Annotated in this window: 25 protein-coding genes and 2 pseudogenes; 8 read left to right on the top strand and 19 right to left on the bottom strand. The window is 59.5% G+C overall.

The window, feature by feature from the left end; all coding sequences use genetic code 11:
* Positions 1-293: pseudogene (locus VLI63_RS15015) on the bottom strand (hypothetical protein); the annotation flags it as partial.
* 16 nt (positions 294-309) lie between these two features.
* Between VLI63_RS15015 and VLI63_RS15020 the strand changes: the two are divergent.
* A pseudogene (locus VLI63_RS15020) lies at positions 310-618 on the top strand (recombinase family protein); the annotation flags it as partial.
* 148 nt (positions 619-766) lie between these two features.
* On the opposite strand, the gene VLI63_RS15025 reads toward VLI63_RS15020, so the two are convergent.
* The 3 genes from VLI63_RS15025 to VLI63_RS15035 all read right to left on the bottom strand — a co-directional run bounded on the left by VLI63_RS15025 (position 767) and on the right by VLI63_RS15035 (position 4,619).
* Positions 767-1,423: a response regulator transcription factor gene (locus tag VLI63_RS15025; RefSeq protein WP_409157672.1), complete on the bottom strand. Its 657-nt coding sequence runs from the start codon at positions 1,421-1,423 to the stop codon at positions 767-769.
* A 1,127-nt stretch (positions 1,424-2,550) separates the two neighbouring features.
* The gene (locus VLI63_RS15030) at positions 2,551-3,207 is read right to left on the bottom strand and encodes a response regulator transcription factor (protein ID WP_409157673.1); all 657 of its coding nucleotides are present in this window, start codon (positions 3,205-3,207) and stop codon (positions 2,551-2,553) included.
* Positions 3,204-4,619, bottom strand: a complete 1,416-nt coding sequence (locus VLI63_RS15035) for an ATP-binding protein (RefSeq protein WP_409157674.1) — start codon at positions 4,617-4,619, stop codon at positions 3,204-3,206. Before VLI63_RS15035 ends, VLI63_RS15030 begins: the two co-directional genes overlap by 4 nt.
* A 931-nt stretch (positions 4,620-5,550) precedes the next feature.
* Here VLI63_RS15035 and VLI63_RS15040 point away from each other — a divergent pair.
* From VLI63_RS15040 to VLI63_RS15050, 3 genes are all read left to right on the top strand, one after another.
* Positions 5,551-5,820 (top strand): hypothetical protein, encoded by a 270-nt coding sequence (locus VLI63_RS15040; protein ID WP_409157675.1) that lies wholly within the window; start codon positions 5,551-5,553, stop codon positions 5,818-5,820.
* Positions 5,821-6,372: 552 nt separating this feature from the next.
* Positions 6,373-7,272, top strand: coding sequence for a bacteriorhodopsin (locus VLI63_RS15045; RefSeq protein WP_409157676.1), 900 nt, complete (start codon positions 6,373-6,375; stop codon positions 7,270-7,272).
* A gap of 1,262 nt (positions 7,273-8,534) precedes the next feature.
* The gene (locus tag VLI63_RS15050; RefSeq protein WP_409157677.1) at positions 8,535-8,816 is read left to right on the top strand and encodes a histidine kinase; all 282 of its coding nucleotides are present in this window, start codon (positions 8,535-8,537) and stop codon (positions 8,814-8,816) included.
* Positions 8,817-9,306: 490 nt separating this feature from the next.
* Here VLI63_RS15050 and VLI63_RS15055 read toward each other — a convergent pair whose 3' ends face one another.
* The 7 genes from VLI63_RS15055 to VLI63_RS15085 all read right to left on the bottom strand — a co-directional run bounded on the left by VLI63_RS15055 (position 9,307) and on the right by VLI63_RS15085 (position 14,276).
* Entirely contained in the window at positions 9,307-9,825 is a 519-nt protein-coding gene (locus VLI63_RS15055) for a hemerythrin domain-containing protein (protein ID WP_409157678.1), read from the bottom strand.
* A 229-nt stretch (positions 9,826-10,054) separates the two neighbouring features.
* Positions 10,055-10,282, bottom strand: a complete 228-nt coding sequence (locus VLI63_RS15060) for an IS3 family transposase (protein ID WP_409157679.1) — start codon at positions 10,280-10,282, stop codon at positions 10,055-10,057.
* Positions 10,283-10,304: 22 nt separating this feature from the next.
* Entirely contained in the window at positions 10,305-11,375 is a 1,071-nt protein-coding gene (locus tag VLI63_RS15065) for an IS110 family transposase (RefSeq protein WP_409157680.1), read from the bottom strand.
* Positions 11,376-11,575: 200 nt separating this feature from the next.
* Positions 11,576-12,268: an IS3 family transposase gene (locus VLI63_RS15070; protein ID WP_409157681.1), complete on the bottom strand. Its 693-nt coding sequence runs from the start codon at positions 12,266-12,268 to the stop codon at positions 11,576-11,578.
* 57 nt (positions 12,269-12,325) lie between these two features.
* Positions 12,326-12,640, bottom strand: coding sequence for a transposase (locus VLI63_RS15075; protein WP_409157682.1), 315 nt, complete (start codon positions 12,638-12,640; stop codon positions 12,326-12,328).
* 197 nt (positions 12,641-12,837) lie between these two features.
* Entirely contained in the window at positions 12,838-13,488 is a 651-nt protein-coding gene (locus tag VLI63_RS15080) for a cation diffusion facilitator family transporter (protein WP_409157683.1), read from the bottom strand.
* A gap of 191 nt (positions 13,489-13,679) precedes the next feature.
* Positions 13,680-14,276, bottom strand: a complete 597-nt coding sequence (locus VLI63_RS15085) for a TetR family transcriptional regulator (protein WP_409157684.1) — start codon at positions 14,274-14,276, stop codon at positions 13,680-13,682.
* Positions 14,277-14,363: 87 nt separating this feature from the next.
* Here VLI63_RS15085 and VLI63_RS15090 point away from each other — a divergent pair, with 87 nt between their 5' ends.
* The 3 genes from VLI63_RS15090 (at position 14,364) to VLI63_RS15100 (ending at position 16,037) form a co-directional block, all read left to right on the top strand.
* A complete protein-coding gene (locus VLI63_RS15090) occupies positions 14,364-15,122 on the top strand; it encodes an SDR family NAD(P)-dependent oxidoreductase (RefSeq protein ID WP_409157685.1) in 759 nt (252 codons plus the stop codon).
* Between the two features lie 328 nt (positions 15,123-15,450).
* Complete coding sequence (locus tag VLI63_RS15095) at positions 15,451-15,696, top strand: CopG family transcriptional regulator (protein WP_409157686.1); 246 nt, start codon at positions 15,451-15,453, stop codon at positions 15,694-15,696.
* Positions 15,693-16,037, top strand: coding sequence for a type II toxin-antitoxin system PemK/MazF family toxin (locus VLI63_RS15100; RefSeq protein ID WP_409157687.1), 345 nt, complete (start codon positions 15,693-15,695; stop codon positions 16,035-16,037). Before VLI63_RS15095 ends, VLI63_RS15100 begins: the two co-directional genes overlap by 4 nt.
* A 160-nt stretch (positions 16,038-16,197) precedes the next feature.
* Here the strand turns inward: VLI63_RS15100 and VLI63_RS15105 are convergent, their stop codons facing one another.
* From VLI63_RS15105 to VLI63_RS15120, 4 genes are all read right to left on the bottom strand, one after another.
* Complete coding sequence (locus VLI63_RS15105; RefSeq protein ID WP_409157688.1) at positions 16,198-16,650, bottom strand: DUF6176 family protein; 453 nt, start codon at positions 16,648-16,650, stop codon at positions 16,198-16,200.
* Positions 16,651-16,984: 334 nt separating this feature from the next.
* Positions 16,985-17,755, bottom strand: coding sequence for a polyprenol monophosphomannose synthase (locus VLI63_RS15110; RefSeq protein WP_409157689.1), 771 nt, complete (start codon positions 17,753-17,755; stop codon positions 16,985-16,987).
* Positions 17,733-19,253, bottom strand: coding sequence for a hypothetical protein (locus VLI63_RS15115; RefSeq protein WP_409157690.1), 1,521 nt, complete (start codon positions 19,251-19,253; stop codon positions 17,733-17,735). The genes VLI63_RS15110 and VLI63_RS15115 overlap by 23 nt, the downstream gene beginning before the upstream one ends.
* A 612-nt stretch (positions 19,254-19,865) precedes the next feature.
* Positions 19,866-20,909 (bottom strand): YhcG family protein, encoded by a 1,044-nt coding sequence (locus VLI63_RS15120; protein WP_409157691.1) that lies wholly within the window; start codon positions 20,907-20,909, stop codon positions 19,866-19,868.
* A gap of 294 nt (positions 20,910-21,203) precedes the next feature.
* Here VLI63_RS15120 and VLI63_RS15125 point away from each other — a divergent pair, with 294 nt between their 5' ends.
* Positions 21,204-21,785 carry a recombinase family protein gene (locus tag VLI63_RS15125; RefSeq protein WP_409157692.1) on the top strand — a complete coding sequence of 194 codons (582 nt, stop codon included), beginning with the start codon at positions 21,204-21,206 and terminating at the stop codon, positions 21,783-21,785.
* 130 nt (positions 21,786-21,915) lie between these two features.
* Here the strand turns inward: VLI63_RS15125 and VLI63_RS15130 are convergent, their stop codons facing one another.
* From VLI63_RS15130 to VLI63_RS15145, 4 genes are read right to left on the bottom strand one after another with little or no spacing between them, the layout of a single operon-like run.
* A complete protein-coding gene (locus VLI63_RS15130; RefSeq protein ID WP_409157693.1) occupies positions 21,916-22,866 on the bottom strand; it encodes a glycoside hydrolase family 43 protein in 951 nt (316 codons plus the stop codon).
* Entirely contained in the window at positions 22,859-24,187 is a 1,329-nt protein-coding gene (locus VLI63_RS15135) for a family 1 glycosylhydrolase (protein WP_409157694.1), read from the bottom strand. Before VLI63_RS15135 ends, VLI63_RS15130 begins: the two co-directional genes overlap by 8 nt.
* 4 nt (positions 24,188-24,191) lie before the next feature.
* Positions 24,192-25,046, bottom strand: a complete 855-nt coding sequence (locus tag VLI63_RS15140; protein ID WP_409157695.1) for a carbohydrate ABC transporter permease — start codon at positions 25,044-25,046, stop codon at positions 24,192-24,194.
* Entirely contained in the window at positions 25,036-25,851 is an 816-nt protein-coding gene (locus tag VLI63_RS15145) for a carbohydrate ABC transporter permease (protein WP_409157696.1), read from the bottom strand. Before VLI63_RS15145 ends, VLI63_RS15140 begins: the two co-directional genes overlap by 11 nt.
* Positions 25,852-25,909: the final 58 nt, after the last annotated feature.

A 25,909-nucleotide genomic window follows, 5' to 3' on the forward strand; every position in this document is an offset into this window, starting at 1 on the left:
TCACGGACTGTCGAATACGACAGATCCGTGGCGTCGTGCTCCTCCGCGAGACGGGCGAAGACTCGCCTCGCTGTGTGGCGCTGCTTGCGAGGGGCATCGAGGTCCTGGCGGAGCATCTCGTCGATCGCCGCCTTGAACACGTCCAACCTCGGCGCAGTCCGGACTCTTGGTTTTCGGACGGGCGGTTCCGCCTGAGCGAGAGCCTGCCGAGCTGTCGGCCGGCCGACGCCGTATCTTCGGGCTAGCTCTCTGATCGGATACGCACGCGTGTCCACGAACGAGCATGACCTCACCGCCCAATAGAACTCCCTGGAAGCTCTCGGCGTCCGATCGAACCTGATCTACACCGACCACGGTCTCACCGGCACCAACCGAGCACGCCCCGGCCTCCGCGAAGCACTCGCCGCCTGCCGGAACGGCGACGCTCTCGTCGTTGCCAAACTTGACCGGCTGGCCCGTTCACTCCGGGATGCGAAAGACATCATCGACGAACTCACCCTCAAGGGCGTCAAGCTCAGCATCGGCGGATCCGTGCACGACCCGACCGACCCGGTCACAGGCCTGCTGTTCAACGTCCTGGCCATGGTGGCCGAATTCGAATCCGACCTCATCCGTGCCTGGTTTCTCTGTCTCATAGAGGTTGTCGCTTGACGGCACCCGCGGGGCATGGAATTCAAATCTCGAATGGTCGTTTGAGAAACTCGACCAGGAAACGCTTTCGACGGACGTCCACGTTTCTAGGAGTTGTATGGGCGGGGAGCTCCTCCTACCGGAGTCGGTAGCCCATTCCCCTCACCGTTTCGATGCACTCCGGGCCGAATTTGCTGCGCAGGTAACCCACATATACCTCGACGACGTTAGATCCTGGGTCGAAGTCGTATCCCCAGACTCGGCTGAGGATTTGTTCGCGACTGAGGACCTCGTCGGGATGGCTAAGGAATTCTTCGGCGAGAGCGAACTCCCGAGCTGAGAGGTCCACGGTTTGATCGCCGACTTGAGCGCGGCGTGTTTTGAGATCGAGGGTTAGTGAGCCACGTCGAAGGGGAGCATTGCTGGCCTGTGCGGTGTCTTTTAGACGGACTCGAACCCGGGCCAGCAGTTCCTCGAATTTGAATGGTTTGGCGAGAAAATCGTTCGCGCCGCTATCAAGACTTAATACGGTGTCTTGCACGGAATGACGGGCCGTCAGCATGATCACCGGTGTAGTGGAATCAGTCAGACGAAGCCGGCGGAGGACCTCAAATCCGTCGAGGGAAGGAAGGCCGATATCAAGAAGGATGAGGGAGTAGGAGCCTGTTTGAACCTCCGCGAGGGCTTCGGCGCCATCGATTCGGGAGGTGCAGCCGTATCCTTCTGCAGTCAGGCCGCGGCGGAGGAAGTCGGAAATTCGTGTCTCGTCTTCGGCGATGAGGATAGTGCGCACGGCGTCGAGCCTCCAGTCGTGAGGCCCCGTTCACCGTCCGAGCATGCCAACAATGGGCGGTTGCCGCTCCGAAAAGCCTCTACTACTTCCTATCGGCCGGACACGGTTCGAATGTTAGCGGATCTGACGACAATTTTTCGACCGGTCTTCACAACTTTTTGGTGAGACTTCTCTTATATTTTCCCGCCCGGAACGCTAATCCGCGAGACTAAGTGGTGTGAAACATTCGCTGCTTGTGGTTGCCGTGTGTGCGACCGGCGCTGTCGCCGCTCTCAGCGGTACTGCGATCGCCGCGTTCGCTGTGCCGGCTACATCCCAGTCCATCGCCGTCAGCCGAGTTGCAGCTATCTGGGTACCTCTCGACTACCACCCGACGAATGTCACTGCATTTCCGTACTCCCGTCAGGCCAGCGTGGATGGCATCACTCTTGTCTCGGCGCCCGGCGCTCGCACAATCGGATACCCAAGCACTCCCCACAGTGCAGACGACACCGATTCTGAATCTACAGTCGCTTCAATTGGAGACTCTTTCTCGTCTCAATCTGAACCGGTAGCGCCCGGAGCGCCTGTCTCCGCTCAGCCGGTGGTGACGAGCCCAGCCGAACCCGGAGATCTGTCACCAGCACCGAGACCTGCAGGCACCGGAGAAGGAAACGCGACTGAGACTTCCCCCGCTAAGCAGGACCAGCCCGCCAAGCAGGACCAGCCCGCCAAAGACAAGCCCGCCAAGGCGTCGAAGGTGGAAGGTCCAAAGGGCAATGGTCCGACAGGGTCGAATTCATTGTCGGATCAGTCAACTGGTGGTGACGGATCCAATAAAGATAAGTCGGGCAAGAACGGCAAATAGTTCAGGTTGCTGTGACCTCCTCCTCGTCTTTCGTCCTTATCTGTCTGTCTCGGCGAGGCTCTTCTAGAGGAAATCCCGCCGGGAATTCCGAAGCACGGGAGTGGTCGCCAGGCGGGAAAGCTATTCCTGTCCACTAGCTGGTGGTTGTGGACATGTTTGGGGAAAGTGTCAGCGTTCGCACGTTGGTGTCCCGGTCGCTGGGTCGACTGCGCACTGGTTCACTTGTGGTGAGGGTGCGAGCACTGTTCGTTGTGTCCGCCCCCCCGTCCGGGAGACCTCCTTATTTGAGTCGGTACCCGAAGCCGTGGACGGTTTCTATGCTCGCACCGCCAATTTTTGATCGGAGCCCAGCGACTGTTTGCGCGACGACAGTCTGAGGCGACAGAGCCGCTCGGTCCCAAACTTCGGCGAGAAGTTGTCGGGGGCTGAGTATCTGGTTGGGATGCAGGAGGAACTCCTGAGCTAGAGAGAATTCTCGTGCTGTCAACTCCACCTGGCTCTGGCCGACGTATGCTCGCCGTGTGGCCGGATTCAGACGAAGCTCGCCGCGACACAGTTCGTCCGGGGTGGCTGGTGCCCGTTCGCGGAGCCTGAGTCGGACGCGCGCGAGTACTTCATCAAATTTGAATGGTTTGGTGATGTAGTCAGTGGCTCCTCCGTCGAGACCACGGACGATGTCATCGACTGCGTATCGCGCTGTCAGGAGCACCACCGGGGTTGAGACGTCGGTGAGGCGAATGTGGCGAAGAATTTCAAACCCGCCCATTCCGGGAAGTCCGACGTCCAGGAGCATGAGGTCGAAATGCCCAGATTTTGCGTGAAAGAGTGCTTCGGAACCGTCAGCTACGACCGTGCACGCAAACCCGGCTGACTGTAACCCACGGCTCACGAACCCGGAGATCCTGATCTCGTCTTCGGCAATCAATAATCTCGTCACGATTCCACCAGATCTGCTGGGGCCGAAACTTCGCGGGGAAGCATCAGGGAAAATCGGGTCCCGTTCGGCGACGAGACGAAGCTGACAGTGCCGCCATGCGATTCGGCGATTGCTTTGACGATGGGCAACCCCAGCCCAGAGCCGGCGATTCCGCGCCCCGAATCCACTCTCCCGAATCGGTCGAAAACTCGATCGGCCGCCTCCGGTGGGATTCCTGCACCTTGGTCGGCCACCCACAACTCCGCCCCCTCAACATGTGAGGTCGATCCGAGCTCGATCGGAGAACCGGGTGGCGAATACTTCGCCGCGTTGTCCACTAGTTGCAGCCATGCTTGTGTGATCTTCGCGGAATCGATGGACACCGTTACCTCCGCGGTATCGCCCAGAATCCACTCATGGTCGGGCAGGACAGATGCTTTCGCGAACACTTTCTGTGTCAAAGGGGCAATGTCCACTGCCGTCAGTTTCGGGGTTGCCCGTTCAGACTCGGCCAATAGTGCAAGGTCTTCAACTAAGCCGGTCACTCGGTCAAGTTCCTCGATTGCGAGCGTTCGAGTGGCGATTACCTCATCCGGGTCGAAAGCATTAAGGATTTCCAGATGACCGCGGACAATGGTGATCGGGGTATGGAGTTCGTGTCGAACATCGTCAAGAAGCTGCCGTTGGTCCGTCATCGCTTGATCTAAGCGGTCGAGCATCCTATTCACGGTGCGGGTAAGAGATGATAGGTCATCGTTTCCAACGACTGGGATCCGCTCACTTCGATTCGTGGAGGTCACTCGAGAGGCGGCCAAACGGAGAATTCGAAGTGGGCCGAGAAGTCGGCCTGCGAGGAACCAGGCTGAAGACCCAATGATGGCTATTGCCAGACCGATGACAATCCAATACGTCGTGAACGCCGATGTTAGGTCTCCGAGTTTCGCATTTAGATCTACCGCTGCCACGTAGACGCCGAAAGTGTGGTCCTCCGCGACCGTCACTGGCGTGGCCACATAGCGAACAGGACCGAACGCAGAAGTGATCGTCCCGATGTGAGTTTTACCGTCGGCCACCTCGCGATTTACCCGGGATACCAAGCCGGGGATCGCTTGCAAACGAAAGTCTGTCGGAACGCCGGGCGCGAATCGTGCCCGCGAGTCGAGAATACCGAGAGAGCTTTCATGCCGGGAGGGAAGCACCCGTCCGACCACGGCCTGTAAGGCACTGGAAGACGTGCGGAACGGCTCCGGGATCGTCGTGGACAAGCTTCCGGAGTCGGTGATGTTAGAGGCGCCGAGCACAACAAGACGCGCCGCTTCCAGACGAGAAAGGAGCGACGCATCCACCGCGCTCATGATCCGTTCCCGCTGAATGAGAAACGTCGCAGCGCCACCCGCGGCCATACCAAGAGCAGACACCAGAACGATAGCCACGACCAAACGGGCACGCACTGACCGGAACGGCCAGCGCAACCGGCGTCCCCCGAGACGATTCACCTCTCCAGTATGACCAGACAGTCCCGCTACAAGGTTGGCGTTCGGTACCCCAGAGAGGGGGGGCGCAAACCTTTCCCCAATTTTCCTTGGCGATGGTGCGGACTATTCGACCACGGCTTGAAGCTCTGCCGCTCCCCCTCATCTGGCTCGCGAGGCGCGATCCGAATGATGATTCAATCGACACTACGGGGAAGGTGGGCGACAGAAACGGGAGAGGGAGGCAGAGCACAACTAGCGCTCGGCTCCGGAGTCTTCCAATGAAATGCCGCAACCATCACACTCAAGCTCAACAGGGAAGTGCCCGGCTCCACCCGGACCGGGCACTATCACTGGCGTCATTTTGTGCCGGACCCGAACCAGCACCAAAGGACAACTCTGGAGAAACGTTCCACATGAACGACAACACTCACCCTCATGAGAAGTGCTGAACGATCGTCTACCCGAAAGAGATCGTTTTTCGCCCGTCTAATCCATTCCCCCGCCGGTACCCCTTGGGGTTCCCGGTAATACGATCCTGCCGCGTCGCGGAGGTAACAACGGAAGACGAGAATGAGAGACTTCTTATCTTCGCCTCTGAGCTGGGCCAACTCGTTATCGGGTTACCGCGGCCGGACAGCGGTCTTGGAATGGTAAGGCGAACGCTAGCCGCCTTTAAGCGCACCGCTCAATCCTGTCCCGTTCCCACCAGACCCAATTCGGTGCGTGCTGACCAGGTCGCTGCCACAGCGCGTAGGATCTCGGAGGTCGTTGACACCCGCCTTCGCTCTGAGATGAGCCCGCTGAAGTCTGCGTTGGCTTCCCAACCAGAATCGGCTTACGCCGGCCCCGGGCCTGGTACGCCGACGACGCGACCACCGACACTGTCGTGATGTTCATCTCCCCGACCGGTTCATCATTTGACACAGCTCTCACCGTCGATGGACTCACCGAATTCAGCTACCGGAACACCTCGGAACAGCCTGACGGTGTCACCGATCAGCAGTGGCGCGAACGGGAAGAGTACTGGGAGCGAGTCACTCCGACCGGAGCGCTCAAGGCGACGATGACTGACCTCGCGATCGAATCCCCTGTACTCGATTCGGCGGACCCCGCTGTGATCACTCAGCTGCTCGAGGTAATGCCTTCGTCGAACCGCTGAGCCCGGAGCGTGACAGTCATAACAGTCACCGATTGTGGCGAAGGAGGGCATCCGTCCGGATGGGCGAACTTTGTTCGTGAACGCCCATGACGTGAAGTGGACTCCGTTGTCGGCGTGGACAATTCCGCCAGCAGCGGGTTGCCTGGTTGATTGGGCTGTAGATGACTGCAGCATTTTTTCCCTTAGTATCAGCCATTCCGTGACCGTGAGTCCTAAGTGACGAACTTCAGAATCCGATCAGCCGGTTTGACCCGAGCGTGCAGTACCGGTTGATCGGCGAATGAGCAATGGCGAGACGCGAGATGAGGATTGTGATGAGCCGGGCGATCGCGAACGCGAGCACAACAATGACCAATTCGCTCGCCATCCACCAGCGGGTGTTTCGCCTGTCGCGCGGTTAGTGGGACTGAGCTGCAATTACCCGAGGCTGAGCTCGTACTCGCCGAGTCTCTCCTTCCGATGGGAGGAAAAGTACCCTTCCAACCAGACGTGTGCAGGAGTACAAGTATCTAAGTAAGTTACCTAATCCACACACTGTTAGGGGTTTCACACATGATTGACACGATTTCTCCCTGGAAAGCGAGCTTGACGCTGGCTGAGCATTCCATCATCGCTTATGTTCTCTCCATAGCGGGCTTGGCGCTGTTCGCGTTCTTCGTCAAATCGTGGGTATCCAGGAATGAAGTCACCTCCCGGTACCGCGACGGCGTGTACGCAGCCATGGGCGTCACCGGTATCGCTTTCCTGTCCTACCTTCTCCTTGTTGTCGAGTTCGCGATCGGATATGTGCAGAAAGGGCAACTCTGGGTGCCCAACTCGAACGCCATCCTCTCCTGGGCTGCGCGATATTTTGACTGGACTGTCACCGTCCCTCTTCTCGTCATCGAACTTCTCGCTGTGGCGACCCTCGCGGGCGCCGAAGTGACTCGTTTACGATTCGTCGGAGTCGGAGCCGCGATCCTCATGATCTCCACCGGCTACATCGGAGGCGTCGTCATCGATGAGGGCCAAAACATCGGCGCGCTGTGGATCTGGGGAATCATCTCTGGTGTTTTCATGCTGATTCTCTACTTCCTGGTCATCTATGTCATCGTTCGCGGCAACCGGGATCTCCCCGGCACAGCCGCCGCGGTCACGTTGCGAAATGCCGGCATCTTGCTTCTGATCACTTGGATGGCGTACCCGGTCGTGTTCGGTCTCCAGGGTTGGGGCCATGGCGGTGCCGTCACCACTTGGATGCAGGTTGTACTTTCAGTGGCAGACATCATCGCAAAGGTGGGATTCGGGGCAATGATTCATAAGGTCGCCAAAATTCGCTCGGCGATGGACATCGTGGAAGGCATCGACACGCTGCCCGAGGCGGTGTGGATCTCGTCCGAGAAACTCTCCGACAGCACCGCATTAACTGTGCCGGGCGTAACGCCTGCTGGCGGGCACGCGGGTCAACGCTAAAAGCACCTTGCACCGCTCCACCCGCTGGGAGGATCACTCGGTCTTCACGGGAGCCTCCCAGCCGGAGGTGCACGGGTCCCAGCCGACACCATTTGTACGGGACGGGCTGTGACCTACTGGGCTCTCCCCGCCCCCGGGGGGTTGGGGGGCGATAAACGGCGGAGAACGCGCCGGGCTCGCGGCGGTCACATCCGTTGCCCAGGCCGGCTCCAAGAAGCTAATCGTGATCTTGGACAGACGTCCGGAAGACGATGTCCGGCGTATCCGGTGCTTCGTGGGATAAGGGTGCGAACTTAGTTCCAGGAGAGATGACTCACAGCTGTCCCCACTGGGAGGTCCGGACCAATGCCGACATGGTCACCGCCTCAGACCGGGGATAGCCATGCCGCTTTATTTCCGCGGTCGAGTCGCCCTTCCGTTAGCACGAATAATGGTGGACCTTTTGGTCGTCTGCGCGTTGTTCACCGCGGTCCCATCTGTGATGGCGGTCGGATTTCACGTCACCTTCCGGACCTCAGTTCGTCACCTGACCGCCCCAAACGCACCGGGGTGGCTCCCGCTGAACGTTCACGGCCAGTGCGCGTCCTCGCTCCCCTGATGTTGCACACTACGAATCCGGAACTGCACCTTACCCTTATTGGCACCGTGGCAGCACGCCACGCCCTCATTGGCGAGTATTCACCAGTATGGAAATGCGTCAAAGATGTTGGATAGAACACCCGATGCCGATGATTTCTCTCGAGGCAAAATGACCACACGTGAACCTGCAGAGATATACCCCTCCCCTCATTTTGTGGACCCGGGAAAACTGTCGCACGATAATCCCACAGCGCCCTCGGTAGTAGAGCGATGGCTGTTGCAAACGCACCAATTGGGGCGGGCATTACTTACCTCGAATTCAACTCGTGATCCATCCACCGTCGTGGTGGAGCGTCTTCGCCGGGCTGCGCGCGCATCCCACGCCGCAATAATCAGCGGCCCCGGCCCCGAGGTCCAAGAACCCATCCCGTCCACGACCCTCAACCAACCCGCGATAAACCCCCACTCCCCCAAGCGCATCACCTCCCCGCCCCTGCCGGAGATCACCAATTTGTCGACCGCCTCGATCAGGACGGGAGTCTCATGCCCGGTACTGTTCTGATCGTCACCCTCACCGGCATGGGAGGGGAGAACACGACCCTCGCCCTCATCCGTTATCCTCCGCAACCTCGTTTCGCCCGGTTGAATCATCGCTCGCGCAACATTTTGTCGCCTCCGCTGCGGTGCTGGTCCAGTACAAGCAATCTCAAGAAGCGAAAATAGCCCAGGCGGTCCAAGCTGACCGTTTGCGTATCGCGTCAAACCTTCACGATCTCGTGAGACAGGACCTGTTCGGCTTAGCGCTCGCCCTTCACACAGTCGCAACACAGCTCCCCGACTGCACGCTCACCCAGGCGATCAGAGACAGCGTGGAAGAAATTGACGATGCTGACTATGTCAAGCTGACATGGTCACAAACTCTATTTTTGCGCTACGTCAACCCGTGCTCGATCAGACGAGTCTGAGGTCACGAATACTCAATATCGTGACCGCAACTCCGTTCGGGTTCGATCCTTCCGTAATGTTTGCCGGACGAATCGACGCCGCGTTTCCCGAGGAGCTTCATGAACCACTTTTGCATCGCTGAGTGAGATGCTCGCGAACGTGCTGCGTCACTCTGCCGCTCTCGCGGGTAGGGTTTCGGTAACTGCTGACCTTGGGTTCCCAATTGACCCAACTCATGGTCGTAGACGACGGTATCGGGTGGACCGGGAAACCCCACACCGGTCACTTCACCGAACGCATGGTGGACTGGGCAAGCGAACTCGGTGGCTCGTGCACATTCTCGACTTTCCCCTCAGGCGGAACACAGGTCCAGTGCAGCGTCCCATTTCGCCCAGCTTTAGCGACGTCGGAAAGCCCAATCTCTCCGTGGGCTGAATCAATCAGCATCGATTGCCGCGACCGCCCTACAGTGTCAACCACTGGATCGACGCATTCATCTAAGGGGACCGGTCACTGAGACGCATGATTGGTCACGAAGGTTTCAGGATCTCGATCCTTCGCAATGATGCCGCCCGCATTCTCTGATTCGAAAGTGACGAATGCCACAGCGATATCGTGACGTAGCTGGAAGTCCGCGTGATGCCGGAAGTCGGCGAGGTCCTGGCGTTCTTCCTCGGCCATGTGGTCGCTGTTTGCTTCCCGCGCCTTGACCACAGCTTCCCGCCACGAGTCGCTACCGACCTCGTGCCGTCCCACGTCCGCGACCGCGTCCCGGATCTCGTTGTGGTCTTTGATGACGTCCAAAGTTTCGCTGGCAGCCGTGTCCTCGCCCCCAGCGCCGGTGCCGATGTCCAGCAGGTGAGGATAAAAGAATTTCTCCTCCGCGGCGGCGTGAACGTCGAGCAAGATTTCCAGCCGCTTCCACACTGCGCTGAGCGCCTCGGTGTTATCGCGGTCAATTTCGTCGAGGTATGCAAAGAGGCGACGTTGTTCGTGGTGATCGTTCAAGATCACATCGGTGATGTCCATCAACACTCCAAATTGTCGGACCCGCGCATCCCGTATCTGCCGGGTCCCTGCGGTGGAAAGCGAGACTTCTGCGACGGGAGATTTGCCACGGTACCCCCAAATATGGTTGGTTTCCAGAGGCTTCAAATCTTCACCTCGCCGCTCAACACCATGTACACCACCCGGGGGAACCGCCGAGCGGACAAGTGGGCACGTATCGGACTGTTTTGAATCGCCCTGGGTTTCGTTCCTAGGTGTTCTCTTGGGAAGCGGTCGCTTCCAAGAGTGATTCGGTTTCAGCGTAATACTCGGTTTCGGCTTCAATGGGGGTGCGGTAGTCGAGCTCGGAGTGAAGTCGCTGGTTGTTCCACCACCACACGTACTCCAGGGTCGCGAGTTCGACTTGCTCGACCGTTCGCCACGGCCCGCGAGCACGGATCAGCTCGGCTTTGTAGAGCGCGTTGAGGGCCTCGGCCATCGCATTGATGCTCCTATGTCTGTCAAGTCGTGATTTCACCTGTTGTCGGGTTGACTTTGATGAGCTGATAGACCTCGCGGATGACGTAGCGCTTGAGGCATCGGATGATGTCTCGTTTGCTTTTGCCTTCGGTGGTTCGGCGGGTCACGTATGCCTTGGTGGGCTCGTGATGTTGCATGCGCACGATGACGGTGCGGTAGATGGCGGCGTTGAGTTGTCGGTGGCCGCCGTGGTTGATGCGATGCTTGCCGGAGGTCATCCCTGAACCGGTCGGGACGGGGCTGATCCCGGCGAGTTTCGCGAATGCCGCCTCGGAGCGGATGCGTTCGGGGTTGTCGCCTGCGACGATGAGGATTTCCGCGGCGGTGTCAACGCCGATGCCGAACTCGTCCAGCAGGTGCGGTGCCCGCTTCATGACGAGCTGCTCGATCATGGTCACGAGTTCCTTGACCTCCTCCTCGAGGGCAAGCCAGCGTTTCGCGATCGAACGCAGTGTGTGACGGATCGAATCGTCCGGGGTTTCCAGCGCACGAGGTCGTAACGCTGCGCAGTGTCGGGCGAGCATCCGCTGCGTCTTGTGGGCGGTATCAGCGCGGAGTTGTTCCGGTGCGTGGACGATCATCGCTTTGAGGGTGATCATCGCTGCAGAGCGATCCTTAACCGCGGTGTCGTGGGCGACTTTCAGTTGCCGGATCATCTCCACGGCTCCGTCGGCGGTCTTCGGGATCGCCGTTGCGAACCCGGCGAGAACAGCTCTGGCTGCGTTTTCCGCATCGAGGCTGTCGGACTTGCCATTGAGTCGGCGCAGGCGCCGGTCGGGCCTGGAGACCTCGATGACCTTGTGCCCGTGCCGCCGGAGGAACGAGGCGAGACCGGCCCCATAGGAGCCGGTGCCCTCGATCCCGAACGCGATGATCCTCCCGAACCCACCAGCCCAATCGAGGAGCTGCGTGAAGCCCGCAGTATCGGTCGCGATGGTCAGAGCTGCGAGGATTCCCCCAACCGAGTCCATCACTGCAGCAACATGAATGTGTTTGTGGGTGTCGACGCCGATGACGACGTGCCCCGATCTGACCTGCTCTATTTGGTCCACTGTGGTGTCTCCTTTGCCGGTTAGCGTGGTTTCCACGCTGTCGTCGGCGGGTGGACAGGACTGTCACGGGGACGCTGTCGAAAGTATGCTCCAGGCTCCTATTAGGTCACGCCCGTCCGGCGGCAGCGCTTGATACGTGCCCGGCCGGACGGTCGACAGATCAACGCAAAGGCACCATGCGGGCCAATCGTAAGCAAGGGTCAGACCGTGCCGGCCAGGACTACCCGATTCTTGCGGAACCCGGCAGAAACAGACTGACAATCGTATGAATCGCCGACGGTTCCAGTTGAGGGGATCGCGCCGAGTTCCATGATCCGATCCGTGTAGACCAACGCCATATAGTTCGACCCGTGGTCCGAATGGTGCGTCAGCCCGGTGAGATCTCCACCCGCGTCGAAGGCGGCCATGTCCAGGGCCTGGAGGGGCAAGATGTCGGCTTTCAGTGTGGCGGCGACGTTCCAGCCGACAATACGGCGGGAGAAGACGTCGGTGACGAACGCGACATAGGCGAATCCCTGCCAAGTGCGCACATACGTGACGTCAACGACCCAAAGTCGGCGTGGTGCATCAGCACGAAAACGTCGCTGCACTAGATCAATCGGGCGCTTGCCGGCGGGATCCGATTTGGTGGTGAACACCCGTTTCGAACGCTTCACCCCGCGCAGCCCAAGGGATCGCATGAGTCGGCCCGTCTGATCCCTGCCGATGCTCCAACCTTGTCGCCCCAGCAGTCGGTGCATTTTCCGCACCCCGTAGACGCCGTAGTTCTCCGCATGCAGGCGGCTGATCTCGCCGCCGATCAACTGATCCGACAGGGTTCTGGCCGATGCCGGGCGGCATTTCGCCGCCCGATATCCGCGGGCGCTGACAAATCCCACCTCAGCTGCCCGCATGGTGCGGCAGACGAGCTCGACCGGCGAAACGCTGCTTCATCTTGTCGATGAAGCGGATCATCTCGATGAGGGGCGGCCGAGCTCGGTGGCGAAAAACACGCTCGCTGAGCGCAGGATCTCGTTAGCTTTCTCCAGCTCGACGATCTGTTTCTTCAACCGTTTGATCTCCACCTGCGCCTCCGAGGTCGTCCCCGGTGTCCGGCCGGCATTGATATCGGCACGCTTTTTCCACAACCGCAACGTCTCAGGATTCACCCCAAGACGACCCGCGACATGATTGGCGGCAGCGAAATCAGACAAGTGATCAGGACGCGCCTCGGCGAGCATCCGAAGAGCACGCTCGCGAAACTCGGCGGGATAAGGGTTCGGCATAGTTCAATCCTCCAAAAGGAAAGAGCGGAACGAAACCCAGGGCGATTCAGAATCCCTTGTGGAGGCGATCGGTAAGGGACCCTTTTGACTTCTACGGGTGCCCGCAAGCCGAACCTTCCCCGAGCCAAATTCCGGCAGTAGTGCGATTGGTTGTGACGTGGTTGATGGTCTTTCCGTGATGCCAGACCCGGTCGGTCTCAGTCGTGATCGAAGTCGATATCGGCTCCGCGTATTGCGGCGACCGCTTGGATGGCCAGCTGGGCCCCCGCGTAGCCGATAACGGCGGCGAGGATGAGGGCGATGACTGGGTCGAGCCAGTAAAGCCCGCCGGTGAGCCAGATGATGGTGCCGGCCACGAGTACTCCAGCAGCTGCTGCCGCATCCGCGAGGGTGTCCAGGAGCACTGACTTCATGTGGATGTCTTCGCGACGCGAGGACAGGCCGAGCACAATTGCGCCGGCGATCATTACGGCGAGGGTGATCAAGCTGACCACGGCCATCGGGAATCCGAGCACGGCTGGAGAGCCTTCACGCAATCTCGCGATCGCTTCGACGGTGACAATGACGGTCACCGCGATGAGGATCGCGGAGTTGATGAGAGCGACGATAGCGATCGGCCTGTTAGCGCGGAGGTGATCCGGGTTTCGGTCGCGCAGGGTCACCGCGATCAGCCCGAGGGCCAGAGCCACTGAGTCGGCCAGCGTGTCGCCTGCTGCCGCGAGGACGCCCACCGAGCGGGCCGCGATGCCGACTGTAACCAGTCCGCCGATCAGGGCGAGATTCAAGGCGAGAACGATGGCAAGCCTGCGCCTCTGGCTGAATCGTACTGTGCCTGGATTCGAGCTCATGCGCTGGCAACGGATTTAAAGTAATACCTGTTGCACAGCGGACCGCACACCGAATCAACAGAACTGGGAGAACTCACCAGATCATCCTTTCAGACCAAGGCTGCGGCCTCGTCGTAGCGGCCCGCACGGGAACGGTCGGCGGGACGCGTCCCTGCTCCGAAGGCGGATCACTCTGCGGGCGCTTTTGCCTGTCAGCGATGGGATGGTGACGCGATTCGCCTCGCCGCTTCGACGACGAAGCGGCGACGTGCGGCACGTTCTGGCTGGTCGTCCGGTCCTGCGCCGGTGATCATCTCGGCCAGCTGAGGTACGGTCTGCCACCAGGCGGCCAGGGCGATCAGAGCGAAGACGAGATGTGCAGGATCGATGTCGCGATCGAGTAGGCCGTCACGCTGAGCGGTGGCGAAGCGGGCCACCTTCTCCCGGTAGTGCGTCGTGCGCACTGCGGCGTGGGCGGGCTGGCTGGCCTGCAGGCCCTCCCACTGCAGCAGACGGCCGAGCTCGGGATGGGCTGCGTGGTAATCATACGTGGCGCCGGCGAACTCGCCGATATCGTCCAAGGCAACCCCGGTGAGCTCGACGGCAGCGGATAGGCGCTCCAGCTCCGTCGCCAACACAAGTTCCCAGAGAGCCTTCTTGTCGCCGAAGTAGCTGTAGAGCCTCTCCTTATTCACGCCGGACCGGGCTGCGATCGAGGCCACCGTTGTGCCCTCGAACCCCCGAGCGGCGAATTCTATGAGTGCGGCATCACGAAGCCGGCGCTTTGTCCCATCCGTATCCCATGCCATCTTCACAGATTACCAACACTTGAGTTGGAGATGAGATGGATCTGGGATAGTATTCCAACCACATCGTTGGAGTTGGAGAGGAATATCATGACAGACACTAACCGTCTTCCTGCAGAGGTCCGTTCACCTGGGCCGGGTTCGGTCGCACTGGTAACTGGGGGAAACAGCGGCATCGGATTCGAGACGGCGCGACAGTTACTCGATCACGGCGCGACCGTATGGATCGGGGCACGCGACCTCGACAAAGGACACCGTGCTGCCACTGAGCTGGGCTCTTCCGCGCGCGTCGTGCAACTCGACGTCACGGATCCGTCATCGGTCGCGGCGGCCGTGCAGCAGATCGGCGAGCTTGACATCCTGATTAACAATGCGGGAGTGAATCCTGGCGGCGAAGACATTACCGGCGCCACCCTCGAGCAGCTGCGGACAGCGTACGAGACCAACGTCTTCGGTCTTATTTCCGTCACGCAGGCGTTCCTTCCCGCGTTGCGGAGATCGGCGCACGCTCGCATCGTCAACGTGTCCAGCGGGACCGGATCCCTCACCTGGAACAGCAGCCAGAACCCGCAGTTCGACTGGGAACGGGTGAAAGGTGGCGGCTTGGCCTACCGGAGCTCGAAGACCGCCGTCAACGCCGTTACGATGCTGACCGCTCAAGCACTCGGCGAGGAGATCAAGGTGAATGCCCTGGCGCCAGGGCTGCGCCTCACCAATCTCATAGCCGGGATGACAGCCGGCGGCGACCCGGCCGAGGCCGCTACGGGAGCCGTGCGTCTCGCGCTGCTGCCCGACAATGGCCCCACAGGAGCCCTCTGGTCCTGGGACGGCACCCGCGCCCCCTGGTAATCCACGGCCCCGTCAGCACAACCAGCCAACCAAGAAGGCATAAAAGACAAGCGCTGAGCCAACTCGAACTTCATGCCCGCAAGCCGGACGGCGACCGGACGGTATTTCCCACCATCGCGGAAGCAAGCTCAAGAGCACTTTTCGACCGATTCGGCCGCCCGTTAGCGGAACGACCACCGGACGGTATTTCCTCCCCTCGCGAGGGCGCGCGCGACACCACTTTTTGTCCGCATCGCCCGCCCGATAGTGGAAGGGTCAATGAAACATTTGGGTGGTGACGATTGGGGCCATCCTCGCTCGGGAAAGTATAACTAGTTATACTTTGGCTATGAAGACAGCGATTTCTATTCCGAACGGCGACTTCGAACGCTTCGAGCGCGTAGCAGCGCGGCACGGCATGAACCGGTCCGAGTTCTACCGCCTAGCGGGCAGTCGCCTCGCGGAAGAGTTGGAAGGCGAAGCCGAGTTGACGGCGCTTGCCAACTCGGTCATCGCCCGCGTCGGACAACCCTCCGCGGACAGCCCATTCCTTGGGGAATCGGAGCGCACCGTGCGTGAAGGTACGGACTGGTGATCGCCCACGGCGATGTCGTCTGGGTCGACTTCGGGTCACCACGTGGTTCTGAGCCAGCAAAGCGCCGTCCGGCCGTCGTCATGCAGGAGCAATGGCTTCTCGCCACTGAGATCGCGACAGTACTTGTCGTTCCGCTGACCTCGAACACTGCACTCGAAGCATTTCCCGGCAACGTTCTCGTGCCGGTCGAGGCGTCTGGGCTCGGGCAGGACTCCGTTGCAGTAGTGTCGCAGGTGGGCCCGGTCAGCCGCGAGTTCGTCGAGCCCTATCCCGTTGGACATGTCCCGAGCTACGTCCTCTCCAAGATCGCCGACGGCCTTCGCCTGGTCTTGGGTATCTGAGGGGCGCAGCATGCGCACCTGCCCACAGGCGGATCCCGCATGAGGGACGGCCAGCGGGCGGAATATCACGCCGGCGCGAGAGCGCGCTCGAGACCACTTTTCGTCCATATCGGCCGCCCGTAAGAGGAACCTCTTGCGGGCTTGGCAGGCCCGTTGCTTTCTAGACCGCCCCTGTTCGACCCCACCGCTCCATCATTAATCGGATATGCGAGGGAGTGAGCATGAACTTCGGCGTGAGCTCTTCCCACCCGCGTTCCTTTGTCCTTCGCGCATATGCATCATGCTCGGCACCCACGGGGTTCGACGTATCCAGGCCGCTACCGCCCTCGCCCATCAAGCTGAGGTGATAAATCCAGACGGACCCGTCGGCTTCGGTGTGCTGGAAAGTCGCTTCAAAGACGGCGCGTTCCGCTGGCAATTCCTCCAGGCACTCGTCATAACGATCGTTGAGCATATGCATCCACTCACCGAACTCCGCGTCCTTACCATCAAGCAACTTGGCACGGGACAGTTCCAGTCGAAGGCCATCCGGGACGGACCGCGGCATCGGATAGCCGTGGAACTGGTCGGGATCCACTGGTCGGAACGGGGTGTGCGGCACTGGCTCTGTCATGCACGCATTCTCTCAGCTTTGCGGGACCGCCTACCGATCGACCTTCGCGCGGAGATTTACCGCACGCGGAAGCCCAAGAGGAACAGCCGATAAGCCATTGACCTGTCCCTCGGAGGCAGAAATACCGTTCGCAGGAGGGACGATCAACGGGCGGTATTTCTCGGCGGCGCGAGAGGACGCTCAAGACCTCTTTTCGTCAGGATCGGCCGCCCGTAAGCGGAACGGCTACCGGGGCAACTTTTCGTCCGAATGCGAGTCAGTTCATTTTCAGAGGTGAAGCCGGGTCGGATGAATTGGGATGAAGAAGCCAACAAAGGTGGTCGCTTTGGTGACGCTATCGGTAACGGGCTGCGGCAGATTTGCCGCCGGTCAAAGATTTGGAGTTACGGGCTGTGATCGTCCACCAGGTGACTCGTACGAATGCTTCGACGACGATCCGGGTGCTCATTTTGGATCTGCCGTGCAGTCGTTCCACGAAAGTGATGGGGACTTCCACGATGGTTGCCCCGGCACGTTCTAGTTGCCAAGCAAGTTCGATTTGAAACGCATAGCCTTGCGCATCAATTTTGGAGAGGTCGAGGGATTTGAGTGCCTCGGAGGAAAATGCTCGGTAGCCAGAGGTGAGGTCATGCAGTCGTGACCCTAAAAGGGTGCGTGCATATCGGGTGCCTGCACGGGAAATGAATTGACGGTACCACGGCCAATTCTCAACTGTTCCCCCCGCGATCCAGCGCGTTCCGATTGCGAGATCCGCTCCGTTGCCAACGGCGGCGAGCAGCGTAGGTAGCTCTTCGGGCTGATGTGATCCATCAGCATCCATCTCCACGATTGCGGTGAAACGTTTAGACAGTGCCCAGGTGAAACCGGCAATGTACGCCGGTCCAAGACCCTCCTTGTGCGGCCGTTTCAAAACGTGTACCCGGGATTCGTCGGCTGCGAATAGGTCAGCCCAATCACCGGTGCCGTCGGGGCTGTTGTCATCGACGACGAGGATTTCCGCGGTCGGTACGGCAGTCAGGATGCGAGAAAGGACGCCAGGGAGAGTCTCTCGTTCGCAGTAGGTGGGAAGAATTACGAGAGGTTTAGGGGTTGCGGAGGAATTCACAGATCGTTTCTCTGTTCGTGGTGGATCGCTCGATCAATCGGTATCCAGCATTGTGCAAGAACCGAATATCAGAATTGTTGTCGCACGACGCGTTCTGCCCGGGACGCAAATACCAGAGTCTCGAATGGGTTTGAAGCGTGCCGGCGAGTTGAGAGAGCGCCGCTGTGGTGTCCGAAAATGACCACCGACCGGAATTGTTGAATGGCTTCAACAATCCGATATCGGAGACACGTTCAAAACTGTGCGGATATCCGTAGAGCGCGAGCCGTGGCCGAAGCGTTGACGGACCCGTCTCCGAAAAAAATATCGCGTCGCCCTCGCGGGAATTCTTCTGAATGTAGGCGGCCACCTCGGCTAAATCGCTGCCGCCGTTCTTCGCGTACAGGCTGCGCTGTGACACGTATGTGGGCACAGACACAACCACGATCAGCAGCAACCCCGCGACAGGCAACCAACGACGCTCGAACGAACGAAGAGCGAGGGCGATTAATAACGCCGCTCCCGGCGCACAAAAGGACAAATATCGCGCCAGGAATAACGGTCCGTCAATCGTGTTCGCAATCAGCAAAAGGACCAACGGAAGCAAAGTCCACGCGGCCGCCAATGGGAACAACGGCATGCTGGTAAGACGTCTTCGAGTTCCGGGTATCGAAACCGCAATGATCATCAAAACAACCACGACGCCAGCAGTCCCGAACGACGAGTCAAAAAAGGGTTCAACAACTATCGACCACACGTTGACCACATTTTGATCAGCCAGCCAAGAAATCTGCCCTTTTTGTGATGCGACCGCCGCCAAGAACGGGGCCGATACAGCGATCGCGATCGCCACAGAAGCAACCCAACGGATCTTGACGGACTTAGACGGTCGTGAAGACAAGAGGTACACGGCGTGAACCGGCAGGAGAAGCAGCGAGTAAATAAATAGGCCGGTGCTAGCAATGATCGTCGCAACATAGACCAGCCAAGGCAGGCGCCGGGGCTGAGAGCTGCACCACAACAGGGCAATAACCGCCCACACTGCCAGCGCGGCCGTGATCGCGTAAGAGCGCGCCTCGGCCCCCATATATGTGGTGCGCGGGAGCACCACGAATACCGCGGCGGCAAGAAGTCCCAGTCGCTGGTCCTGCATACGTATCCCGAGGATTACAAGACCAGCAGTCGCACATCCAATCGCCATCGCGGAAGGAGCCCGCAATGACAACTCGCTCGACCCGAAAAAATCGATCCACACATGCATCAGGGCGTAATACAACGCATGGACTGCGTCCTTGTGTCCAACGAACTCGACCAACGACACCCAATCAAGCCGCGCAGCACGAACTGTTGCGACTTCATCGCTCCACAACGATGGCCGCCACGACCAAGCAAAAGAAATCAGCGCACCAACAAGCCCGCACGCGATCACAACGATCCTCGAGAATGTCCCACCGCGAACGCTGTGATCGGTCGAAACGTGACCTGATGCCGGGGTCATATTGCCTCCCGTTCCAGCCATGACATCACGCGTAGTGCGACTCACTCGATGTCGATCTGTGAGCAGGAGAGCCAGAGAGAAGGGTGACAATGGCTGTAATAGCGCTCACGACAAAGCCATTGATTCTTCCAACTATTCAGCTTCCCGGCATTCACCGTGCTGGGATCGCCCATGACAACGGCCCGCATCGACACCGAGTCAGGGGCGGTTCGTGAGCGATCGTTGACAAGCACTCGATCAACAATAGTGAACCGAGTCTCCAGAACCAGAGCCTCAGCCGCCCGCCGCCCGGTGGTAATTGCAAGCTTGCACGAGAGCCATCGAGGCGCGACCTCGACTGTATTCGCCCGCCCGCAAGCGGGACGTCCTACGGGCACTCCCCCGCCGTTACTGGCATCGAGACATCAAAATTTCCGAGGGTGCCCGTTTAGGTGTTTCGACATTAAGCCCGATGACGGGGCGTCCTACGCAACAAATCACTGTCTCGAAAACCAAAGGATTTTCGAGACACTCGAGCTGGACGGGTCTCCAGGATCGCGTTCCTTATATGTAGGAACGACTTCACCGTCTCGGTAAGTTATCTCGCGGGCCGCGAGTGTCTCGGATGCGGGCCTGAGGGTTTTTGAGTCAGCGCTATTCCTGTTCGGCGGGCCCGTCAGTCCAGTCGAGCGCCGCTGCCAGCCGTTCAGCGTCAGGAAGCGCAGTTCGCTCCTCCGCCGGCAGGGTGTCATACGTGTACGTAGACACAGCCAACGGGGAACTGGACTGCCCCAGAGAATAACGAACAGTGTGATCGTTGCGACTGCCGCAGATCAAGATCCCGACTGTCGGGTTGTGGGCGGGTAGGCGCATTTTGTCGTCGACAACGGCAACGTAGAAGCCGAGCTTCCCGGCATACTCCGGCTGGAACTTCCCCGTCTTCAACTCGACGACGACGTAGCGCAGTTGGACAACATGGAAGAACAGCAAGTCCAGGTAAAAGTCGTCGCCGCCGACGTCGAAATGCACTTGCCGACCGACGAAAGCGAATCCGGCGCCGAGCTCCCGGAGGGTCTCGACGATGCGGTCCATCAGGGCCTGTTCCATGTCCCGTTCCGCCACCACACCGGTCAGGCCGAGGAAGTCGAACACGTAGGGGTCTTTCGCGATCTGCTGCGCAAGCTCAGAGTCAGGCGCCGGTAACTGCCGGGTGAAGTTGCTGGGACCAGCCCCGACACGTTCCCGGCTTCGGTTCATAATCTGGTTCATCAACACGTTCCGTGACCAACCATGCTCGACCGCTGCTGCTGCATACCAATCGCGTGTCACAGGGTCATCGAGTTTGTCCAGCAAGACGGTGATGTGACCCCACGGCAATTGTGCAACAGCCTGTTGCACAATTGGCTCGCCCGACCACGCCGAGGCGAACGACCTCATATATTGCAGATTGCGATACGACAGGCCGGTCATCTGCGGGAACTCCGCGCGGAGATCATCCGCTATGCGGCGGATTACCCCACTCCCCCACGCTTGGGTCTCCTGCTGCGCCAGGATCTCGTTCCCGAGATTCCAATACAACTCCACCAGTTGCGTGTTGACCACGCGTTGAGCACGAATCTGAGCGTCTCGCACACGGGTCTTCAACCCGGCGAGGAAGTTGAGGTATCCGTCTGGGATCGCTGCAACGGTATCGGCCATGCCCCTATTGTGGCCGACCCCTCCGGCATCAGCCCATCATCACCACCGGCGGAGTGCGTCAACACAAACTGCCGGTACCGATAAATGACACCGGCCGGCTCACCCGCGCCGCCGCTGAACCCGATCAGGGCGTCCCATCAAAGGATCCTTAGACAAGACGAACCGTCCGCATTCCACCACATCGAAAATTCTTGGCGTGTTCGCTCAGTCCCCTGTCTCAACAATGTGTCTCACACTGCTATTCTCAAGATTACAAGATTTAGACCTTTGGCGAGAAACTAAGAGGTAACCCCTATGACAGTTCTTGGTTATGCGCGAGTGAGCACTGCGGACCAGAACACCGAGCTCCAAATCCGGGAACTGGAAGCCGCGGGATGCCAACGCATCTACCGCGACCAGGGGATCAGCGGGACCAAGATCAGCCGGCCCGAGCTGGACAAAATGCTCGACCGCCTGAGCCAGGGCGATGAAGTGGTGGTGTGGAAGCTGGACCGGTTGGGACGCAACACTCGCCACCTCCTCGAGCTGCTCGATGGGTTCACCGAACGCGGCATCAAGTTCCGTTCCTTGCGCGACGGAATAGCCACCGATCCCGACAGCGAATTAGGGGGTGCCATGGCCAAGGCGATGGTCACCATCATGTCCGCTTTCGCGCAGCTCGAGCGCGACCAGCTCTCCGAACGAACTCGCGCCGGCATGGCCGTGGCGGCCTCCCACGGGCGGAAAGCAGGGCGGCGCGAAGTCACCGCCGACCATCGTGCCGTCACGAGAGCCCGCGAACTAAGAGCCCAAGGCCTGAAACCAGCTGACATCGGAAAGATCATCGGCACGAGTCGTGCCACCGTCTACCGATACCTCAACATGAATGCCGGTTGACACCAGCACCGGAAACAAGCGATTCGCCCAAACTCGGCCATTCCCGAACTTGATTCTTCTCATGCGCCAAAATGTCATAGAGCTCTGCGGGGCGTATTTAACAGCAAGCGGGACACGTTGCTACTTGTCCTCAGTCCTCGACGGATCGGTCTGTGTGCGACGGTGAATGGGTGAGCTTTCCCGGTTGGGCCACCGGTGCGCCATTGGCCCAGATCAGGCGATCGATGTACATCTGCCGTCGGGTGCGTGCGGGATTCCATGCGTGATAGGCGATGAGCGCGGCTCCGTCGGGGTCGTGGGTCACGGAGTTGTGGCCCGGGCCGATGAGTCCTGTGATGGCCGTGCTGAGAATATCGGCTTGAGCGCTGGGCGTGTGCGTCCAGGGGCCGAGAGCGGATGATGCGGTGGCGACGGAGACACCGTATCCCGCGCCTTCCCATGAACCGCCCGAGAAGAATAGGTGGTAGCGGCCGTGCTGCTGCACGACGGTTGGGCCTTCGAGGGTGTGCCAGTTCAAGACGCGACCGTACATGTGACGGGAGCGTTCGTAGATCTGCCAGTCTGAATCTGGCGCGCGGACTGCGGTCGTCGCCGTTTCCACGTCTGTCATAGTGATCATCCGTTTGACCGCAAGATGGGTGCCAGGTCGCGGTGCATCGAGCACGTCGCGTGCGAAGAAAAGGTATCGGTCACCGTTGTGGTCTCGGAACGGGTGCGCGTCGATCGCAAAAGTCTCGTCCGGGGTGAGGTTCACGCCGGTGTCGTCAAATGGCCCGAAGGGCGAATCAGCGACTGCGACTCGAAGGTGATGGCCCGCTATCCCATGTCCGACGGAATAATACATCCAATATTGACCGTCAGCGAATGCAACTTCTGGCGCCCAGTAAGAGTCGCCGAGCGCCGGATCCGTGCCGGCGAAAACGGTACCGATGGGTGTCCAGATTTTCAAGTCCGGTGAGCATAACGCTTCGAATCCTCGGGTGGAGAGTGCGGGGTCACCGGTGCCGTAGGCGAAGTATTTTCCCTCGAATCGGGTCAGGAATGGGTCGGCGAAGTATCCGCTGAAGACTGGTTTACGCATTCGTTTTTACCATTGGAATACCGGCAGCGAGCTCGGCAAAGCGGAGCGCTGCTGATGTGGGCGCTCGCCCAAGGTGCCCGTCCTCCCCTTCCTCGAGACGGATGAGGCCCATTCGACGCAGGAACGGTGTCTTTCGTCTGTCGCCGAGCTGCGAGGTGCTCGACGTTGACCTCGCGGAGATAATCGCGTCGTCGACGACAAACTCTTCGACGTTTTGCCCGGCTGATGCGTAGGACCAGTCGACGAAGTCCATGATCGGCCACCAGGTGTAGCCGCGGAGGTCCATTCCGTCGGCACGTAGTTCCTTGACGCGCTGCGCTGAGTCGTTCAGCCAGTTCGTTCGAGTTGCATCGTCGCCTTCAATGCTCGTCTCGGTGATCAGCATCGGCAGCGCATAGCGGTCCGCAAACCGAGCCAACGATTGCGTCAGTCCCGCTTCGCCGAGGTTTGTGGCGACCTGGGAAACAATGCCATCTGACTGTGTAAGCGTGCGCGGGGAGAGATCAGGGTAGTAATTGACCCCGAGCAGGTCGATGACGGGAACATTAGTGCGCATCGAGTCGAGTTGTTGCCGAGTAGCTCCGTTGTCGATGAGCCATTCGTACATCTCGTGCGATGGATCGACTCGTCCCAATAGGAGATCCGTTGGCAGCATCCCCAGCGATGACAGCTGCCTCGCGTGATCTTCAAGATCCTTTTCGGCTGTCTGGTACAAAGTCGCTGCTTCGACGTGCACGATGATCGCCTCAGGGTTCGCTGCCCGTACGGCGGCAATGCTGCTGGAGATTCCGGTGACGATGCCGAGCATCACGGTCGTCCAGCCATTCCAGCCCGTAAGCGCTGGTGGCCAGACCCCGCGAAGCCCGCAGAATGAGGCGGTTGTCAGGGGTTCGTTGAGGGGGGTGATGTGGTCCACCATCCCTCGATATCGTCCCGCGAACGCTCCGGCGAATTTCGCGATTGTCTCCGGGTATTCGGGATCGGCGAAGGAGTGCCTCAACCAGGTGGGGGTTCCGTAGTGGACGAGGTCGGCGATGACGGTGAGGCCCAGCTCATTGCTTGCATACTCGAGTCTCTCGTCGAGGACAGTCCAGTCGAACTCGTTGGGGCCTGTGTGCACGAGTGGCCAGTTGACGCCGTAGCGAACGGATGTTCCACCCATTTCGCGCACTGCCCGAAGGTCGGCCTGCCAATGGGCGCTGTGCTCTGTTAGCTCATATTCGTCGAGTGGCAGCATGCCAGACTCGAGAGGTGGATAGACGCAGGTGTCTTCTATGCCGCCGATCCAGGAGAACGAACCGGGAATAAATGGGTTTGTCATCAGGTCACTTCAATCCGGTGGTGGCGACTCCGGCTACGAAGTATTTTTGGGCGAAGAAGAAAGCAACTGCAATAGGGAGCAGTGAAATTGTGGCTCCCGCGAGTAGGACTGCATGGTCGGTGATGTGCTGCCCGCCGAACAGGGTGAGCCCGGCCGGGAGCGTCAACATGTCTGGCGAGGTAGTGACCACTAGCGGCCAGAGCAGGTCGTTCCACAGGTTCATGAAGTTGAGGATCGCCACTGTGGCGATGGCGGGTTTCGACAACGGCAAGATGACCTGCCAATAGATGCGCCAGTGGCTGGCCCCATCGATACGTGCCGCTTCATCGAGTTCTGTGGGGATGCTGATGAAGAACTGGCGAAATAGGAAGATACCGAATGCGCTGGTTGCCCTCGGGATGATGAGTCCCTGATAGGTGTTGAGCCAGCCGAAGTGGAATAGCTCAATGAAAACCGGGATTAGTGTCACCTGGAAGGGCACCATGAGTGTTGCAAGCACAATCCAAAAGCAGATCGTCCGCCCACGGAAATGCAGACGGGCGAGTGCATACGCGCACATTGAGTCGAACAGCAGGGTTGCCGCTGTGGTGACTCCCGCGAAGATGAACGAGTTGAGAAGCAGCCGCACGAAGGGCAGTTGCTGCCACACCCCGATGTACCCGTGAAGCGTGATCGAGGTAGGGAACAGGCTTGCTGGGTTGTGGAACAGGTCGTTTTCGGAACGCAGCGAGCCTGACAGCATCCAGATGAATGGGACGATCGCGGCGGCCACGCCGAGTCCAAGGAAGATCCATTTCGCGGAGGCCTGCAGCGGATGGGGGCGTGTCTTGCTGCGAACGCGGAGAGTGTCAGTCGACATCGTTGAACCTAAAGAATCGGAGCTGGAGGGCTGAGATGAGCATGATGATAAGGAACAGCACGAACGAAATCGCGGACGCATAACCGGTCTGATAGTTCACGAACCCGTCGCGATAGACGAGGTTCACGAGAGAGTCTGTTTTGAATAGCGGACCACCGCCGGTCATGACGTAGACAAGATCGAAGATCTGCAAGGACTGGATGGTGAGGATCAGCGTTGCGAACAGCATGGTGGGCCGGATTCCCGGGGGCGTGATGTAACGGATAATCTGCAGCGTCCCGGCTCCGTCAAGGCGACCTGCCTCGTAGCGTTCCTGCGGTACACCTTTGAGTCCGGCGAGCAGCAGGATCATTGCGAATCCCAGGTTCTTCCAGATGCTCACAAAAATCACGGTTGGCAGAGCGAGGCTGGTTGAGGTGAGCCACGCCACCGGCGGCAAACCGAGAAGGTCGAAAATACCGCCGACCAATCCGATGCTCGGGTCCAGCAGAAACTTCCAAACCAGTCCGATGCTGACCAGCGACACGATGGTGGGGAAGAAGAAAATGGAGCGAACGATCCGTGTCACGATCCCTTCGCCCTGGAGAAGAAGCGCCAGGATAAAGCCGACAACGATGAGCACGGCGACCGAAATTACTGTGAACTCCAGGGTGACTCCGAGAGCATTCCAGAATTGGGGATCTTTCACGAGCGTGACGTAATTGTCCAGCCCGATCCAGGCGGCCGGACCCCCAATCGTGACGCTCTGGAAACTGAAGATGAACGACTGAACGATCGGATAAATCACGAAGATGCCGAGGATCAAGAAGCTCGGCACCATGAACAAGACGGCGGGCTGCCAGCGACGACGACGAGGTAGCCTC

The sequence above is a fragment of the Lacisediminihabitans sp. H27-G8 genome (assembly GCF_046156175.1).
Taxonomy (GTDB): domain Bacteria; phylum Actinomycetota; class Actinomycetes; order Actinomycetales; family Microbacteriaceae; genus Lacisediminihabitans.

Coding starts and splice junctions, on each gene's coding strand:
- VLI63_RS15040 (WP_409157675.1), top strand. CDS start 5,551: ATGTTCATCTCCCCGACCGGTTCATCATTTGACACAGCTCTCACCGTC.
- VLI63_RS15045 (WP_409157676.1), top strand. CDS start 6,373: ATGATTGACACGATTTCTCCCTGGAAAGCGAGCTTGACGCTGGCTGAG.
- VLI63_RS15055 (WP_409157678.1), bottom strand. CDS start 9,825: ATGGACATCACCGATGTGATCTTGAACGATCACCACGAACAACGTCGC.
- VLI63_RS15060 (WP_409157679.1), bottom strand. CDS start 10,282: ATGGCCGAGGCCCTCAACGCGCTCTACAAAGCCGAGCTGATCCGTGCT.
- VLI63_RS15070 (WP_409157681.1), bottom strand. CDS start 12,268: ATGCGGGCAGCTGAGGTGGGATTTGTCAGCGCCCGCGGATATCGGGCG.
- VLI63_RS15075 (WP_409157682.1), bottom strand. CDS start 12,640: ATGCCGAACCCTTATCCCGCCGAGTTTCGCGAGCGTGCTCTTCGGATG.
- VLI63_RS15080 (WP_409157683.1), bottom strand. CDS start 13,488: ATGAGCTCGAATCCAGGCACAGTACGATTCAGCCAGAGGCGCAGGCTT.
- VLI63_RS15085 (WP_409157684.1), bottom strand. CDS start 14,276: ATGGCATGGGATACGGATGGGACAAAGCGCCGGCTTCGTGATGCCGCA.
- VLI63_RS15090 (WP_409157685.1), top strand. CDS start 14,364: ATGACAGACACTAACCGTCTTCCTGCAGAGGTCCGTTCACCTGGGCCG.
- VLI63_RS15095 (WP_409157686.1), top strand. CDS start 15,451: ATGAAGACAGCGATTTCTATTCCGAACGGCGACTTCGAACGCTTCGAG.
- VLI63_RS15105 (WP_409157688.1), bottom strand. CDS start 16,650: ATGACAGAGCCAGTGCCGCACACCCCGTTCCGACCAGTGGATCCCGAC.
- VLI63_RS15115 (WP_409157690.1), bottom strand. CDS start 19,253: ATGGCTGGAACGGGAGGCAATATGACCCCGGCATCAGGTCACGTTTCG.
- VLI63_RS15120 (WP_409157691.1), bottom strand. CDS start 20,909: ATGGCCGATACCGTTGCAGCGATCCCAGACGGATACCTCAACTTCCTC.
- VLI63_RS15125 (WP_409157692.1), top strand. CDS start 21,204: ATGACAGTTCTTGGTTATGCGCGAGTGAGCACTGCGGACCAGAACACC.
- VLI63_RS15130 (WP_409157693.1), bottom strand. CDS start 22,866: ATGCGTAAACCAGTCTTCAGCGGATACTTCGCCGACCCATTCCTGACC.
- VLI63_RS15135 (WP_409157694.1), bottom strand. CDS start 24,187: ATGACAAACCCATTTATTCCCGGTTCGTTCTCCTGGATCGGCGGCATA.
- VLI63_RS15140 (WP_409157695.1), bottom strand. CDS start 25,046: ATGTCGACTGACACTCTCCGCGTTCGCAGCAAGACACGCCCCCATCCG.